Source organism: Georgenia soli (assembly GCF_002563695.1).
In the GTDB taxonomy this organism is placed as follows: domain Bacteria; phylum Actinomycetota; class Actinomycetes; order Actinomycetales; family Actinomycetaceae; genus Georgenia; species Georgenia soli.
Window position 1 is genome coordinate 387,238 of the sequence record NZ_PDJI01000004.1, and the last position, 15,247, is coordinate 402,484.

Genomic DNA, 15,247 nt, shown 5'->3' on the forward strand with positions numbered 1-15,247 from the left:
GAGCTCCCTTCGGGAAGAGCTCCGGGCCGTCTCGCGGACCCGGTCAGGCCGAGACGGACACCGTGGAGGGCAGGATCGGCGCGGGAAGGTCGGTCTCCCCGCCGAGGTAGGTGTCCACCGCCGCCGCGGCCGCGCGTCCCTCGGCGATGGCCCAGACGATGAGCGACTGGCCGCGTCCGGCGTCGCCGGCGACGAACACGCCGGGCACGGACGTGGCGAACGTCTCGTCCCGCACGACGCGCCCGCGCTCGTCGACCTCGACGCCGAGCTGCTCGACGAGCCCGCCGCGCGGTACCCCGGCGAAGCCGAGCGCCAGCAGCACCAGCTGGGCCGGGACGACGCGCTCGGTGCCCTCGATCGGGACGGCGGTGCCCGAGGTGCGGTCGACGTTCACCAGGCGCAGGTGGGTCACCTGGCCCCCGCCCGCCGACCCGTCCGAGAGGAGCTCGACCGTGGAGGTGGCGTAGACCCGCTCCCCGCCCTCCTCGTGCGAGGTGGAGACCCGGTAGATCTTGGGGTAGGTCGGCCACGGCTGGTCGCCGGGCCGCTCGACGCTCGGCAGCGGGTTGATGTCGATCTGGGTGACCGACCTGGCGCCCTGGCGCAGCGCGGTGCCCAGGCAGTCCGACCCGGTGTCGCCGCCGCCGATGATGACGACGTCCTTGCCGGTGGCGAGGATCTGGTCGGGCACGTCCTGCCCGGCGACGACCCGGTTGTGCTGGACCAGGTACTCCATGGCGGGGTGGATCCCGCCGAGGTCGCGGCCGGGGACGGGCAGCTCGCGCGGGACGGTGGAGCCCACGGCGAGGACGACGGCGTCGTAGCGCTCCAGCAGGTCCTGCCCGCTCAGCGCGCCCTCGCCGGTGCCGCCGACGTCGACGCCGGGCCGGAACCGGGTGCCCTCCGCCTCCATCTGCTCGATCCGGCGGTCGACCTGGACCTTCTCCATCTTGAAGTCGGGGATGCCGTAGGTGAGCAGCCCGCCGACCCGGTCGTCCTTCTCGTACACGGCCACCGTGTGCCCCGCGCGGGTGAGCTGCTGGGCCGCGGCCAGCCCCGCCGGGCCGGAGCCGATCACGGCGACCGTCGAGCCCGTCAGGCGCTCGGGGATCTGCGGCTCGACGAGGCTCAGGTCCCAGGCGTTGTCGGCGATGGACTGCTCGATCTGCTTGATGGTCACCGCGGGCTGGTTGATGCCGAGGACGCACGCCGTCTCGCACGGGGCGGGGCACAGCCGTCCCGTCCACTCGGGGAAGTTATTGGTCGCGTGCAGGCGCTCGATGGCGCCGGCGAAGTCCTCGCGCCGGGTGAGCTCGTTCCACTCCGGGATGAGGTTCCCCAGCGGGCAGCCGTTGTGGCAGAACGGCACGCCGCAGTCCATGCAGCGGCTGGCCTGCCGGGTCAGCGCCGGGGAGTCCTCGAGCCGCCTGGTGTAGACCTCACGGTTGTCGAGGATGCGCACGGGCACCGGCCGGCGGGCCGGGAGCTCGCGCTCGCGGTACTTCAGGAAGCCCTGGGGGTCAGCCACGGGTCGCCTCCATGATCGTGGCCCACACGTCGGGCGAGGCCGGGTCGAGGCCGTCCTCGGCCGCCCGGACGAGGGCGGCGGAGACGGCGGCGTACTGACGCGGGAGCACCTTGGTGATCCGCGCGGGGAGGTCGTCGAGATTCTCGAGCAGCTGCTCGGCCACGGTGGAGCCGGTCAGCTCGGCGTGGCGGTGCAGCAGGTCCGCGACGATCGAGACGTCCTCGGGGTCGAGCGGGGAGAGGATGAGGTCGCCGTCGGCGAGCGCCGGTGCGTTGACCTTGGCGGTGTCCAGGTCGAGGACGTAGGCGGTGCCGCCGGACATGCCGGCACCGAGGTTGCGCCCGGTGCCGCCGAGGACGAGCAGGGTCCCGCCGGTCATGTACTCCGCGGCGTGGTCCCCCACCCCCTCGACGACGAGCGTGGCGCCGGAGTTGCGCACGGCGAACCGTTCGCCCGCGCGGCCGCGCAGGAAGATCTCGCCGGACGTGGCGCCGTAGCCGACGACGTTCCCGGCGATGACGTTGTCCTCCGCGGCGAACACGCTGCGCGGGTCCGGACGGACGACGATGCGGCCGCCGGAGAGGGACTTGCCGACGTAGTCGTTGGCGTCCCCGACCAGACGCAGGGTGATCCCGCGGGGCAGGACCGCCCCGAAGGACTGCCCCGCAGAACCTGTCAGCGTGACGTCGATCGTGCCGTCGGGCAGGCCGTCGCCGCCGTGGCGGCGGGTGACCTCGTGGCCGAGCATGGTGCCGACCGTGCGGTTGACGTTGCGGACCCCCAGGTCGATCCGCACCGGCTCGCCGCGCTCGAGGGCCGGCGCGCTCCGGGCGATGAGCTCGTTGTCCAGGGCCCGCTCGAGGCCGTGCTCCTGGCCGCGGACCTGCCGCAGGGCGGAGCCCTCCCTCGGCTCGACCTTGACCAGGAGCGGGGAGAGGTCGAGCCCGGAGGCCTTCCAGTGGTCGACGGCGTCACGGGCGTCGAGCAGGTCGACCTGCCCGATCGCCTCCTCCAGCGAGCGGAGGCCGAGGGAGGCGAGGTACTCGCGCACCTCCTGGGCCACGAACTCGAAGAACGTGACCACGTGCTCGGCCCTGCCGGTGAAGCGCTCGCGCAGCTCGGGGTTCTGCGTGGCCACGCCCACGGGGCAGGTGTCGAGGTGGCAGACCCGCATCATGATGCAGCCCTCCACCACGAGCGGCGCGGTGGAGAACCCGAACTCCTCGGCGCCCAGGAGCGCGGCCACCACGACGTCGCGGCCGGTCTTGAGCTGCCCGTCGGTCTGCACGACGATCCGGTCGCGCAGGTCGTTGAGGACGAGGGTCTGCTGGGTCTCCGCCAGGCCGATCTCCCACGGGCCGCCCGCGTGCTTGAGCGAGGTCAGCGGGGAGGCGCCGGTCCCGCCGTCGTGCCCGGAGACGAGGACGACGTCGGCGTGCGCCTTGGCCACGCCGGCCGCCACGGTGCCCACGCCGATCTCGGAGACGAGCTTGACGTGGATGCGGGCGGACGGGTTGGCGTTCTTGAGGTCGTGGATGAGCTGGGCGAGGTCCTCGATCGAGTAGATGTCGTGGTGCGGCGGCGGGGAGATCAGTCCCACCCCGGGCGTGGAGTGCCGGGTCTTGGCCACCCAGGGGTAGACCTTGTGCGCGGGCAGCTGGCCGCCCTCGCCGGGCTTGGCCCCCTGGGCCACCTTGATCTGGATGTCGTCGGCGTTGGTGAGGTAGTCGGCCGTGACGCCGAACCGGCCCGACGCGACCTGCTTGATCGCCGAGCGGCGGCGCGGGTCGTGCAGCCGGTCGGTGTCCTCGCCGCCCTCGCCGGTGTTGGACTTCGCGCCCAGCATGTTCATGGCGATCGCGAGGGTCTCGTGGGCCTCGGCGGAGATGGAGCCGTAGCTCATCGCGCCCGTGGAGAAGCGCCGGACGATCTCGCTGACCGGCTCCACCTCCTCGACGGGGATCGGCTCGCGCACGCCGGTGCGCAGCTTCATGAGCCCGCGCAGGGTCATCAGCCGGCGGGACTGCTCGTCCACCCCGTGGGCGTACTTGCGGAAGATGTCGTAGCGGCGGCTGCGCGTGGAGTGCTGGAGCCGGAAGATCGTCTCCGGGTCGAACAGGTGCGGCTCGCCCTCGCGGCGCCACTGGTACTCCCCGCCCATGCGCAGGGTGCGGTGCGCCGGGGAGATGCCCGACGGCGGGTAGGCGGTCGCGTGGCGGGCGGCCACCTCCGCCGCGATGACGTCGAGGCCGACGCCGCCCAGCGGCGTGGGCGTACCCGTGAAGTACTCCTCCACCAGGTCCTCGGACAGGCCGATCGCCTCGAACACCTGGGCGCCGCGGTAGGACATCACCGTGGAGATGCCCATCTTGGACATCACCTTCAGCACGCCCTTGCCGAGCGCCTTGATGACGTTCTTCACGGCCTGCTCCGGCGTCACGCCCTCGAGGACGCCGTCGCGCACGAGGTGCTCGACCGACTCCATCGCGAGGTAGGGGTTGACGCACGCGGCGCCGTACCCGACGAGCAGGGCCACGTGGTGGACCTCGCGCACGTCCCCCGCCTCGACGATCAGGGAGATCTTCGTGCGGGTCTGCCGGCGCAGGGTGTGGTGGTGGACGGCGGAGGTGAGAAGCAGCGACGGGATCGGGGCGAGCTCCGCCGTCGACTCGCGGTCCGAGAGCACGATGAAGCTCACGCCGGCGTCGATCGCGTTGTCGACCTCGTCGAAGATCTCCTCCAGCCGTGCCTTGAGGGCCGCTCCCCCGCCGGAGACGCGGTACAGACCCTCGATGACGACGGCGGAGAAGCCCTTGCCCTGCCGCGGCGTGCGGCCGATCTTCTTGATCTTGGCGAGCTGGTCGTTGTCGATCGTCGGGAACGGCACCACCACCTTGCGGGCGTGGCTGGGCGAGTCGACGAGCATGTTGGGCTCCGGGCCGATCGCGCCGGCCAGCGAGGTGACGAGCTCCTCCCGGATGGAGTCCAGCGGCGGGTTCGTCACCTGGGCGAAGAGCTGGGTGAAGTAGTCGAACAGCAGCCGCGGGCGGGCGGAGAGCACGGCCAGCGGGGTGTCCGTGCCCATCGAGCCGATCGCCTCGGCGCCGTTCGCGGCCATCGGCGAGAGCAGGAGGCGCAGCTCCTCCTCCGTGTACCCGAAGGTCTGCTGACGGCGCACCACCGAGAGGCGGGAGTGGTCGACGTGGTCGCGGTCGGGCAGGTCCTCGAGGTGGATGAGGCCCTCGTCCAGCCACTCCTGGTAGGGGTGCGCCTCGGCGAGGCTGCGCTTGACCTCCTCGTCCTCGACGATGCGGCCGGTCCCCGTGTCGACGAGGAACATGCGGCCGGGCTCGAGGCGGCCCTTGCGCACGATCCGCTCGGGGTCGAGGTCGAGCACGCCGGACTCCGAAGCGAGGACGACGAGACCGTCGTCGGTGACCCAGAAGCGGCCCGGCCGCAGGCCGTTGCGGTCCAGGACCGCGCCGATCACGCGGCCGTCCGTGAAGGTCAGGGCGGCCGGCCCGTCCCAGGGCTCCATGATCGTCGAGGCGTACTCGTAGAACGCGCGCAGGTCCGGATCCATCGAGGTGTGGTTCTCCCACGCCTCGGGGACCATCATCAGCATCGCGTGCGGCAGCGACCGGCCCGCGAGGTGGAGCAGCTCGAGCACCTCGTCGAACGTCGCCGAGTCCGACCCGCCCGGCGTGCACACGGGCAGGAGGTCCTCGAGGTCGCCGAGCACCTCGGAGGCGAGCATCCCCTGGCGGGCCGACATCCAGTTGCGGTTGCCGCGCACCGTGTTGATCTCGCCGTTGTGGGCGACGAGGCGGAACGGCTGGGCGAGCGGCCAGGACGGGAAGGTGTTGGTGGAGAAGCGGGAGTGGACCAGCGCGATCTCTGAGGTGAACCGCGGGTCGGACAGGTCGGGGAAGAACGGGCGCAGCTGCGTCGTCGTGAGCATGCCCTTGTAGACGAGGGTGCGGGCCGACAGCGAAGCCAGGTAGATCCCGGTCTCGTGCTCCGCGCGCTTGCGCAGCCGGAAGGTCATCCGGTCCAGGGCGATCCCCTCGGCCGCGCCGTCGGCCGCCGCCACGAAGAGCTGGCGGAACGTCGGCATGGAGTCCAGGGCGCTGGGGCCGATCATGGACGGGTCGGTCGGCACGTCACGCCAGCCGAGGACCGTCAGGCTCTCCTCGGCCGCGAGGGCCTCGATCCGCTCGACCGCACCGGTGCGGGCGGCGTCGTCCTCGTCCGGGCCGGGCAGGAAGACCAGTCCGACGGCGTAGCGGCCGGCGGGCGGCAGCGCGAAGTCGACGACCTCGCGCAGGAAGGCGTCCGGGACCTGGGTGAGCAGGCCCGCGCCGTCGCCGGTGTTCTCCTCGGCGCCGACGGCGCCGCGGTGGTCCAGGTTGAGCAGGGCCGTCAGACCGGCGTCCACGATGTCGCGGCCCGGCGTGCCGCGCAGCGTCGCGACGAACGCGACCCCGCAGGCGTCGTGCTCCCGGTCGGGCGAGTACAGACCCGTGCGCGGGCGCACGGGGAAAGGCCCAGAGACCTGAGGTGACTCCATCCGCGTGCTGTCCTCACTGCGGAGGCCCATGGAGGACGGCTCCGCATCGTCATGGTGCTGATGTGGTGGGTCGTCGTCGTCCCGTGGAGGGCAGATATTACTCGCCGATGACACTCAGCTAACGCAATGTGTCCACATTCTTGACACTCGGCCACGAAAGCCACCGGCTGGGAACCCCAGCGAACGGCCACAGGCCGTTCTGTGTCAAGACCCCCGCGTGCCTGACAACGCGCGATCGACGGCGCGCGGGAGCACCACGAAGCGCCCCCGACGATGCACCCGACGGGCCCTGCGCCGCGCGTCGCCGGTCGCCAGTCGCCAGTCGCAAGCAGCTCTCTGTGCCGAGCAAGAGCGTTGAGATCGGCTTGCTCGGCACAGGACCACTTGCTCGCCGGCGGCCGCGGTCCCGAGCAGCAGCAGGTCAGGACGTGCGGTCGGCGCCCTCTGCCGTCGCCGTGGTGGGACCGGGTGCGCCTGTCTCGCCCGACCGGTGCTCGGCGTCGGACGCGCCCGTTTCCGTAGTCGTGCTGGGCACGGCGGTCTTGGGAGTCGTGCCGGGCGCTGCGGCGCCGGTCGCACCTGTCGCGGCGGCCGTACTCGCCGGAGTCTGCCCGGCGGTCGACGGGTCCTCGGGTGCCGGCTCACGTCCGGGCAGCCAGATGTTCTCCGGCACGCCGCGCGTGCGCCGGCCGACCACCACGAACGCCACGAGCGCGACGAGGAAGATGAGGATGGAGGTCCACACGTTCAGCCGCAGCCCGAGCACGGTCTCGGCCTCGTCGATGCGCAGGTACTCGATCCACACGCGGCCGGCGGTGTAGAGCATGACGTAGAGCCAGAACACGCGCCCGTGCCGGAGCCGGAACCTGCGCTCTGCCCAGATCAGCACGGCGGCGGCGGCGAGGTTCCAGAGCATCTCGTACAGGAAGGTGGGGTGGAACAGCGTGCCCGCGGCGTACCCGGGGACGCGGTGGGCGTCGTCGATCTGCAGGCCCCACGGCAGCGTGGTGGGAGCGCCGTAGAGCTCCTGGTTGAAGTAGTTCCCCAGACGGCCGATCGCCTGGGCGACCAGCAGGCCCGGGGCGAGGGCGTCGGCGAACGGCGCCATCCGCAGGCCTCGGCGCCGCAGCCCGATCCAGGCACCGACGGCCCCGAGCGCCACCGCACCCCAGATGCCCAGGCCGCCCTGCCAGATGTACAGCGCGCGGACGGGGTCGCCGTCGGGTCCGAAGTAGGCGTCGGGCGAGGAGAAGACGTGGTACAGGCGGGCGCCGACGATGCCGAACGGCACCATCCAGAAGGCGACGTCCAGCGCGGCGTCCTTCGGCCCGCCCTTGGCGGTGTAGCGACGGTCCAGGATCCACCAGGCAGCCACGATGCCGAGGAGGATCGCGATAGCGTAGGCGCGCACCGGGAAGGGCCCGAGCTGCCACTCACCCTGCGGCGGGCTGGGGATGCCCGTCGGGAGAACGGTCAGGGACGCGAGGACGCTGGCGGGCACGCCGCCAGCCTACGGGACCGGGTCGGCCGCCAGATCCGCGCCGCCCGGCGCCCCGCCGGCCCGGTCGAGGAGCGCGAGAACCCGCTCGGTGAAGAGCTTCGCCGCGGCGGGGTCGTGGTCCGGGGCGCTCGGGTCGGTGAACAGGTGGCCGTCCCCCGGGTAGACGAAGAGCTCGGCGTCCTCGGTGGAGGCGACGAGTGCCCGCGCGGCGTCGATGTCGCCCTCGCCGGCGAAGTACGGGTCGGCGTCCATCCCGTGGATCTGGACGGGGACGCCGCCGGGCCAGGCGTCCGCGAAGGCGTCGGGCGGGAGGCACGAGTGCGCGAGGACGGCGGCGACGGCACCGTCCCGCGTCTGGGCGAGCTGCTGGGCGGGCACCACGCCGAGGGAGAAGCCGACGTAGGCCACCTCGGTGGGCAGGTCCGCGGCCGCGGCGCGACCACGGGCGACGATCTCCTCCATCCCCAACGTCCCGGCGCCGAACTCGACGCCCTCGTCGAGGGACTCGAAGACCCGGCCGTCGTACAGGTCGGGCAGGTGCACGGTGTGCCCGGCGTCCTCGAGGGTCCGTGCGAAGGCCCGGACACCGTCGGTCAGGCCGAGCGCGTGGTGAAAGACAACGACGTCCGTCATTTCTTGCTCCTCCTCCGGCCCGTCCGCCGTCGGGCGGGCTGCAGGGAGGCTAGCGCGGACGGCCGACGGCGGAAAGGGTCGGCCCCGGCAAGCGGAGAACGGCGGTGCCGCCTTCCCCGCGTGGCACCGCCCTCAGGCGCGGTGCGCCCCGGCCGCCAGCTGCTCGCCGAGCGTGCCGAGGTCTCGGAGCCCGGCCTCGACGTCGCCGTCCTCCCGGGCGAGAGTACGCACGAACGCGGAGCCGACGATGACGCCGTCCGCGTACTCGGCGATCTCTGCGGCCTGCGCGCCGGTGGAGACCCCGAGACCGACGCAGACGCGCTCGGCGCCCGCGGCGCGCGTGCGCTCCACGAGTCCCCGGGCGTGGGAGTCGACGCTGGTCCGGGCGCCGGTCACGCCCATGGTCGACGCGGCGTAGACGAACCCGCGGCAGGCCGCGGACGTCATGCGGAGCCGGGCGTCGGTGGAGCTCGGGGCCACGAGGAACACCCGGTCCAGGCCGTGCGCGTCGGAGGCGGCGATCCACTCGGCGGCCTCGTCGGGGATGAGGTCGGGGGTGATCAGGCCGGCCCCGCCAGCGGCGGCGAGGTCGCGGGCGAAGCGGTCGACGCCGTAGCGGAACACCGGGTTCCAGTACGTCATCACGAGCACCGCGGCGCCGGTCTGGGCGACCTGCTCGACGGCGCGCAGCACGTCCGCCGTCCGCGTCCCCCGGTCCAGGGCCGTCTGGGTGGCGCGCTGGATGACCTCTCCGTCCATGCCCGGGTCGGAATAGGGGAAGCCCAGCTCGATGACCTCGGCGCCGGCGGAGACGAGGGTCTTCGCCGCGCGCACGGAGGTGTCGACGTCGGGGAAGCCCACCGGGAGGTAGCCGACGAGCGCCGCTCCCCCGCGCGCCTTGGCGGCGTCGATGGCGGCGGCTGTCCTCGAGACGGTCGTGGGGCTGGCGGTCGTCTCGGTCACTTCTCGACGCTCCCGGTCGCGGTGTAGGGGGCGTCGTCCACGGCGCCCGTCTTGGCGGCGTCCTCGGGGCCGGCGGCCTCCGGGACGTCGTCGTGCTGGTCCTCGTCGAGGAGGTGGAACCAGGCGGCCGCCGTCTCCACGTCCTTGTCACCGCGCCCGGAGAGGTTGACCAGGATCGTCGGTGCCGGCTGCCCGGCCGCCGCGGCCTCCTGCCCGATGCGGATGGCACCGGCGAGCGCGTGGGCGCTCTCGATGGCGGGGATGATGCCCTCGGTGCGGCACAGGAGCCGGAAGGCCTCCATGGCCTCCGCGTCCGTGACCGGCTGGTACTCGGCGCGGTGGATGCTGGCGAGCCACGAGTGCTCGGGCCCGACCCCGGGGTAGTCCAGGCCGGCGGAGATCGAGTGGGACTCCACCGTCTGGCCGTCCTCGTCCTGGAGGATGAAGGTCCGCGCGCCGTGCAGCACCCCCGGCTCGCCGCCGGTGATGGAGGAGGCGTGACGTCCGGTCTCGACCCCGTCGCCCGCCGCCTCGAGGCCCACCAGGCGCACGCCCTCGTCGTCGAGGAAGGCGTTGAAGATCCCGATGGCGTTGGAGCCGCCGCCCACGCAGGCGCAGACGACGTCGGGCAGGGCGCCGGTGAGGTCGAGCACCTGCTGGCGCGCCTCCTCGCCGATGACCTTCTGCAGGTCGCGCACCATGGCCGGGAAGGGGTGCGGACCGGCGGCGGTGCCGAAGATGTAGTTGGTCGTGTCGACGTTCGTCACCCAGTCGCGGAACGCCTCGTTGATGGCGTCCTTGAGCGTGCGCGAGCCGGTGGTGACGGGGACGACCTCGGTGCCGAGGAGCCGCATGCGGGCGACGTTGAGGGCCTGCCGGCGCACGTCCTCCTCGCCCATGTACACGGTGCACTCGAGCCCGAGCAGGGCCGCGGCGGTGGCGGTGGCGACGCCGTGCTGCCCCGCGCCGGTCTCGGCGATGACCCGCTTCTTGCCGACCTTGCGGGTCAGCAGCGCCTGGCCGAGCACGTTGTTGATCTTGTGCGAGCCGGTGTGGTTGAGGTCCTCGCGCTTGAGGATGACGCGGGCCCCGCCGGCGTACTCGGCGAAGCGCGGCACCTCGGTGATGATGCTCGGCCGGCCGGTGTAGGTGCGGTTGAGGTGGTCCATCTCGGCGAGGAAGCCGGGGTCGACCTTGAGCTCCTCCCACGCGGCGGTGAGGTCGTCGAGGGCGGCGACAAGCGCCTCGGCGACGAAGCGCCCGCCGAACTCGCCGAAGTACGGCCCGGCGGCGTCGGCCAGGTGCTGCGGGTGCTCACGGCTGGGGGTCGCGGTCACTTGCGCACCGCCCGCAGCGACGGGTGGGAGCCGGCGGCGACCATGTCGGCGACGGCGGAGCGCGGGTTGCCGCCGGTCACCAGGGCCTCGCCGACGAGCACCGCGTCGGCGCCCGAGCGGGCGTAGTCGAGCACGTCGTGCGGCCCGCGGACGCCGGACTCGGCCACGCGCACGAGGGACTCGGGCACGACGTCGACGACATTCGCGAACACCGAGCGGTCGACCTGCAGGTCGTGGAGGTTGCGGGCGTTGATGCCCACGACCCTCGCGCCGGCGTCCACCGCGCGCCGGGCCTCGTCCCGGTCGTGCGCCTCGACCAGCGCCGTCATGCCGAGCGAGTGCACCCGCTCGACCAGCGACGTCAGGACGGTCTGCTCGAGCGCGGCGACGATGAGGAGGACGAGGTCGGCGCCCGCGGCGCGCGCCTCCCACACCTGGTACGGCGTGACGACGAAGTCCTTGCGCAGCACCGGGATGTCGACGGCGGCACGCACCGCCTCGAGGTCCTCCAGCGAGCCCCCGAAGCGGCGGCGCTCGGTCAGGACCGAGACGACGGCGGCGCCGCCCGCCTCGTACTCGGCGGCCAGGCCCGCCGGGTCGGCGATGGTGGCCAGGGCGCCCTTGGACGGGCTGGACCGCTTGACCTCGGAGATGATGGTCACCGCGCCGTCCCCGCCGCGCAGGGCGGCGACGGCGTCCTTGGCGCTGGGCCGGCGCTGCGCCAGCTCCTTGAGGACGTCCAGCGGTCGCTGTGCCTCCCGCTCGGCCAGGTCCTCGCGAACCCCGGCGACGATGTCTTCGAGCACGGTCACGGCGCACTTCCCTCCAGGTCGAAACTGCCCCCATCGTAGGACGAGGGACAGACATGCCCGGTGCGCCGTCCGAGGACTGGCGCACCGGGCACGGTGCTGCTGGGCCGGTCCGCAGCGCGGACCGCCGTGGGACCGGGGTCAGACGCCTGCCCCGAGGTCCGAGAACATGAAGGCGGCGCTGGCGATCCACATGACGACGCCGATCACGATCGCCACGATCCCGAGCACGAAGCCGGCCCTGGCGGCGCCGCCGTTGGTGGCCAGGCCCTGCTGAACGGCGTTCTTCGCCTTCGTCCCGACGACGGCGGCCGCGATCCCGAGCCCGATCGAGAGGATCGGGACGAGGAAACCGACGACGCCGACGATGCCGAGCACGAGCGCGGTCGTGCCGAGGCTGTTCTTCTCGGTGGTGGGCGAGGCGAACGGGTTCTGCCCGTAGCCGTACTGCTCGCCGTAGCCCGGTCCGTACTGCTGGGGAGCCGGAGGCTGGCCGTACTGGGGGACCTGCTGCCCGTACTGCGGTGCGGCGGGTGCGTGCTGCCCGTACTGCTGCTGCCCGTACTGCTCAGCGTGGCCGCCGTGGGGCGGGAGGTTCTGGCCGTAGCGGGGCTGCGGGTCGTCGGCGCTCATGCGTCCTCCACCGGGTGCGCGCCTCGGCCGCCCCGGGTCAGTAGTTCGGTCAGGTCGTGGCGGCGAGGCGCCTCAGGCGCTGTACCAGTCCTTGTTCGCCGTCTCCTCGGGAACGCGGGGGGCCGGCTGCCCGAGCCCCATGCCGCGCATGACCACAGAGAGGATGACCGAGACGACCACGACGGCGGCCCCTGCGATCGCGACCATGTCGTTGGCGAGGATCAGACCCACGCCGGCGACGAGGAACCCGAGGCAGACACCCCACATCAGCACCCACGCCGCCTTGGTGCGGCCGTGGTTCGAGAACGGCGCGGCCGGCGGAAGCTCGTAGGTGTGCGGCTCGGGGGTCTGGACCATGGTTGTGCTCCTCGGTTGAAACGGTCGCCGACACCCTATCCGTTAAGAACCTGAACCACCGCGTCAGGCTCGCGGGGCGGGACCGGCCGGGCCGGGCGCATCCCCGCCGTCGGTGCTCGGGTCCTCGCCGCGGCCGAGGGCGTCCCAGTCGTCCATCGCGCGGTCACGCTCGTCGGTCGCCGCACTGGCGGCGGACCGGGGTGCGGCCGCGGCGGGCCGCTCGAACCGGCGCCCAGCACTCTGCCACCGCCGACCGACCACGAGAGTCACCACGCCTGCCGCGGCGACCGCGAGGGCGACAACCAGGGCCGCGTAGGGCCACAGGGTCGTCGTCGCCCCGCCGGTCAGCTCCGGGACGCCGCTCACCTGACCGGCCGCCGCCTCCAGGGGGGCGGCCGGGTCGGCGAGGAAGCCGACCACGGAGACGCCGACGAGAACCGCCGCACCGACCAGCGCGATCCCGGCCAGGACGGCGCCCACGCGCCGACCGATCGCGGCCGCCAGCGCCGCGGCGCCGACGACCAGAGCGGCCGCGCTCACGCCGGGCGCCGCGGAGGTACCGCTGACCGAGACCTCCTGCACCCCGAGCACCGTGCTGACCTCGCCGTGGGCCCACGCGGCGGCCGCCGTGGCGAGCACCAGCACGCCGAGGACGAGCACCGCCAGGACCACCTGGCCACGCCGGGGCGCCCTCACGGTCGTGCCGCGGTAGGCGACGGGACGACGGCGGAGCGGCTTCCGTCGGAGCCGCCCGCCACCGCGGGACGCAGCCCGGCGGCGACCTGCACCGCGCGCACGGCCGCCGCAGCCTTGTTCCGGGTCTCCTCGTACTCGGTGGCGGGGTCCGAGTCCGCGACGATGCCCGCACCGGCCTGCACGGACGCCTGGCCGCGGTGGATCACGGCGGTGCGGATGGCGATGGCCAGGTCCGCGTTGCCGGCGAGGTCGAGGTAGCCGATCACCCCGCCGTAGACGCCGCGGCGCGCGGGTTCGAGGGCGTCGATGAGCTCGATGGCGCGCGGCTTCGGCGCACCGGACAGCGTGCCCGCCGGGAAGGTCGCCGTGAGGCAGTCGAGCGCCGTCACGTCCGGACGCTGCCGGCCGACCACCGTCGAGGAGATGTGCATGATGTGGCTGAAGCGCTTGACCTCCATCAGCTCGACCACCTCCACCGTCTCGGGCCGGCACACCTTGGTCAGGTCGTTGCGCGCGAGGTCGACGAGCATCACGTGCTCGGAGAGCTCCTTGGGGTCGGCGAGGAGCTCCTCCGCCAGCGCCTTGTCCTCCGCCGGCGTGGCGCCGCGCGGGCGGGAGCCCGCGATCGGGAAGGTGGTGACCTGGCCGTCCTGCACCCGGACGAGGGTCTCCGGGCTCGAGCCGACGACGGCGAAGCCCTCGCCGTCGTCCGCCCCGTCGTCGAGCTGGAGGTAGTACATGTACGGGCTGGGGTTGATCGTCCGCAGCACGCGGTAGACGTCGAGGGGGTCGGCGGCGCAGTCGATGTCGAGGCGCTGGGACAGCACGACCTGGAAGACCTCGCCGTCGACGATGGCCTGCTTGGCGGCCAGCACCGCGTTCTCGAAGTCGGCGCGCGGGGTGCGGAAACGCAGCTCCGGCTCGGTCGTCGCCACGTGCACGGCGGCGTTGCTCACCACCGGGGTGGTGAGCGCGGCCTCGAGGGCGTCAAGCCGGGCGACTGCGTCCGCGTGCGCCTCGTCCACCCGCTCGGGGGTGTCGTCGAAGTTCACGGCGTTGGCGATGAGCCAGACGGAGCCGTCGTGGTGGTCGACGGCGGCCATGTCCGTGGCCAGGCACAGGGCCACCTCGGGGGTGTCGTGCTCGACCGGCGCCAGCGCGCGCAGGGTGGGCTCCCACTGGCGCAGCACGTCCCAGCCGAGCGACCCCACGAGCCCACCGGTCAGGGGCGGCAGCCCCGGGATCGCCGGGGTGCGCAGCTTCTCCAGCGTGGTGGCGAGCACCTCGAGCACCGGCCCCTCCGCGGGGATGCCGACGGGCACGTCCCCGGTCCAGCGGGCGTGACCCTCGTGGCTGGTCAGCGTCGCACGCGAGGCGGCGCCGACGAAGGACCAGCGCGCCCAGGCGCCGTCGTGCTCGGCGGACTCGAGGATGAAGGTGCCGGGGCGACCACCGGCGAGCTGGCGGTACAGGCCCACGGGGGTGACGTCGTCGGCAAGGAGGCGGCGGACCACGGGGATGACGCGCCGGTCTGCCGCCATCTCGCGGAAGACGGGCAGCGCCGGCCAGGTCTGCCCCCAGCCGACGGCGACCGGGGTCGTGGCCTCGGAGGTGCCGGGGACCGTCGCGCCGCTCACGGGCGCTCCCCGACCACGGCGCCGAGGTCTCCCCCGGCCTCGAAGCAGGTGCGGGTGCCGGTGTGGCAGGCCACCCCCACCTGGTCGACGCGGACGAGGACGGCGTCGCCGTCGCAGTCCAGGGCGACGGACTTCACGTGCTGGGTGTGCCCGGAGGTGTCGCCCTTGCGCCAGTACTCCTCCCGCGAGCGCGACCAGAACCACGCCCGCCCCGTGGTGAGGGTGCGGTGGAGGGCCTCGTCGTCCATCCAGCCGACCATCAGCACCTCTCCGGTGTCGTGCTGCTGGACGACGGCGCAGACCAGGCCGTGCTCGTCACGCTTGAGGCGGGAGGAGATGTCGGGGTCGAGGGAGGTGTTCACGGGCACCGGACGATCTTGCCACGCGCCCCCGACGGGCGTGAGACGCCGTCTTCCCGGCGAGTATCACGCCGGTCCGGGGAAGGGTCCCGCCGAACCCAGGGAGATGTCACGACGAACCCAGGGAGATGCCACGTTGATCCCGGCGAGATGTCACGACGATCCCGGCGAGATGTCCTGACGAGATGGTCGTTCTGGTTCGCAGGACCGCCTTTCCTCACCAC

General features: G+C 73.1%; 12 protein-coding genes. All 12 read right to left on the bottom strand.

All coding sequences use genetic code 11. The annotated features are described in order from the left end of the window. Positions 1 to 43: 43 nt before the first annotated feature. The 12 genes from ATJ97_RS03150 to hisI all read right to left on the bottom strand — a co-directional run bounded on the left by ATJ97_RS03150 (position 44) and on the right by hisI (position 15,026). Entirely contained in the window at positions 44 to 1,528 is a 1,485-nt protein-coding gene (locus ATJ97_RS03150; RefSeq protein WP_098482496.1) for a glutamate synthase subunit beta, read from the bottom strand. After that, the gene (gene gltB, locus ATJ97_RS03155) at positions 1,521 to 6,098 is read right to left on the bottom strand and encodes a glutamate synthase large subunit (RefSeq protein ID WP_098482497.1); all 4,578 of its coding nucleotides are present in this window, start codon (positions 6,096 to 6,098) and stop codon (positions 1,521 to 1,523) included. Before gltB ends, ATJ97_RS03150 begins: the two co-directional genes overlap by 8 nt. Positions 6,099 to 6,519: 421 nt before the next feature. Next, complete coding sequence (lgt, locus tag ATJ97_RS03160; protein WP_425432724.1) at positions 6,520 to 7,599, bottom strand: prolipoprotein diacylglyceryl transferase; 1,080 nt, start codon at positions 7,597 to 7,599, stop codon at positions 6,520 to 6,522. A gap of 9 nt (positions 7,600 to 7,608) precedes the next feature. After that, complete coding sequence (locus ATJ97_RS03165) at positions 7,609 to 8,232, bottom strand: dienelactone hydrolase family protein (RefSeq protein ID WP_098482498.1); 624 nt, start codon at positions 8,230 to 8,232, stop codon at positions 7,609 to 7,611. Between the two features lie 132 nt (positions 8,233 to 8,364). Next, complete coding sequence (gene trpA, locus ATJ97_RS03170; RefSeq protein ID WP_098482499.1) at positions 8,365 to 9,195, bottom strand: tryptophan synthase subunit alpha; 831 nt, start codon at positions 9,193 to 9,195, stop codon at positions 8,365 to 8,367. Continuing rightward, positions 9,192 to 10,532 carry a tryptophan synthase subunit beta gene (trpB, locus tag ATJ97_RS03175; RefSeq protein ID WP_245862063.1) on the bottom strand — a complete coding sequence of 447 codons (1,341 nt, stop codon included), beginning with the start codon at positions 10,530 to 10,532 and terminating at the stop codon, positions 9,192 to 9,194. Before trpB ends, trpA begins: the two co-directional genes overlap by 4 nt. Next, the gene (gene trpC / locus ATJ97_RS03180) at positions 10,529 to 11,344 is read right to left on the bottom strand and encodes an indole-3-glycerol phosphate synthase TrpC (protein ID WP_098482500.1); all 816 of its coding nucleotides are present in this window, start codon (positions 11,342 to 11,344) and stop codon (positions 10,529 to 10,531) included. The genes trpB and trpC overlap by 4 nt, the downstream gene beginning before the upstream one ends. A 138-nt stretch (positions 11,345 to 11,482) precedes the next feature. After that, positions 11,483 to 11,974, bottom strand: coding sequence for a DUF4190 domain-containing protein (locus ATJ97_RS03185; protein WP_098482501.1), 492 nt, complete (start codon positions 11,972 to 11,974; stop codon positions 11,483 to 11,485). Between the two features lie 72 nt (positions 11,975 to 12,046). After that, the gene (locus ATJ97_RS03190; protein ID WP_098482502.1) at positions 12,047 to 12,331 is read right to left on the bottom strand and encodes an HGxxPAAW family protein; all 285 of its coding nucleotides are present in this window, start codon (positions 12,329 to 12,331) and stop codon (positions 12,047 to 12,049) included. Positions 12,332 to 12,394: 63 nt separating this feature from the next. Further along, the gene (locus ATJ97_RS03195; protein ID WP_098482503.1) at positions 12,395 to 13,027 is read right to left on the bottom strand and encodes a Trp biosynthesis-associated membrane protein; all 633 of its coding nucleotides are present in this window, start codon (positions 13,025 to 13,027) and stop codon (positions 12,395 to 12,397) included. Continuing rightward, entirely contained in the window at positions 13,024 to 14,568 is a 1,545-nt protein-coding gene (locus ATJ97_RS03200) for an anthranilate synthase component I (RefSeq protein WP_245862799.1), read from the bottom strand. Before ATJ97_RS03200 ends, ATJ97_RS03195 begins: the two co-directional genes overlap by 4 nt. Positions 14,569 to 14,660: 92 nt before the next feature. Beyond that, positions 14,661 to 15,026 (bottom strand): phosphoribosyl-AMP cyclohydrolase, encoded by a 366-nt coding sequence (gene hisI / locus ATJ97_RS03205; protein WP_098482505.1) that lies wholly within the window; start codon positions 15,024 to 15,026, stop codon positions 14,661 to 14,663. Positions 15,027 to 15,247 lie beyond the last annotated feature (221 nt).

What these genes read in the sequence shown, in the direction of transcription:
- gltB (WP_098482497.1), bottom strand. Translation starts at nt 6,098, where the DNA reads ATGGAGTCACCTCAGGTCTCTGGGCCTTTCCCCGTGCGCCCGCGCACG.
- ATJ97_RS03165 (WP_098482498.1), bottom strand. Translation starts at nt 8,232, where the DNA reads ATGACGGACGTCGTTGTCTTTCACCACGCGCTCGGCCTGACCGACGGT.
- ATJ97_RS03185 (WP_098482501.1), bottom strand. Translation starts at nt 11,974, where the DNA reads ATGAGCGCCGACGACCCGCAGCCCCGCTACGGCCAGAACCTCCCGCCC.
- ATJ97_RS03190 (WP_098482502.1), bottom strand. Translation starts at nt 12,331, where the DNA reads ATGGTCCAGACCCCCGAGCCGCACACCTACGAGCTTCCGCCGGCCGCG.
- ATJ97_RS03200 (WP_245862799.1), bottom strand. Translation starts at nt 14,568, where the DNA reads ATGGCGGCAGACCGGCGCGTCATCCCCGTGGTCCGCCGCCTCCTTGCC.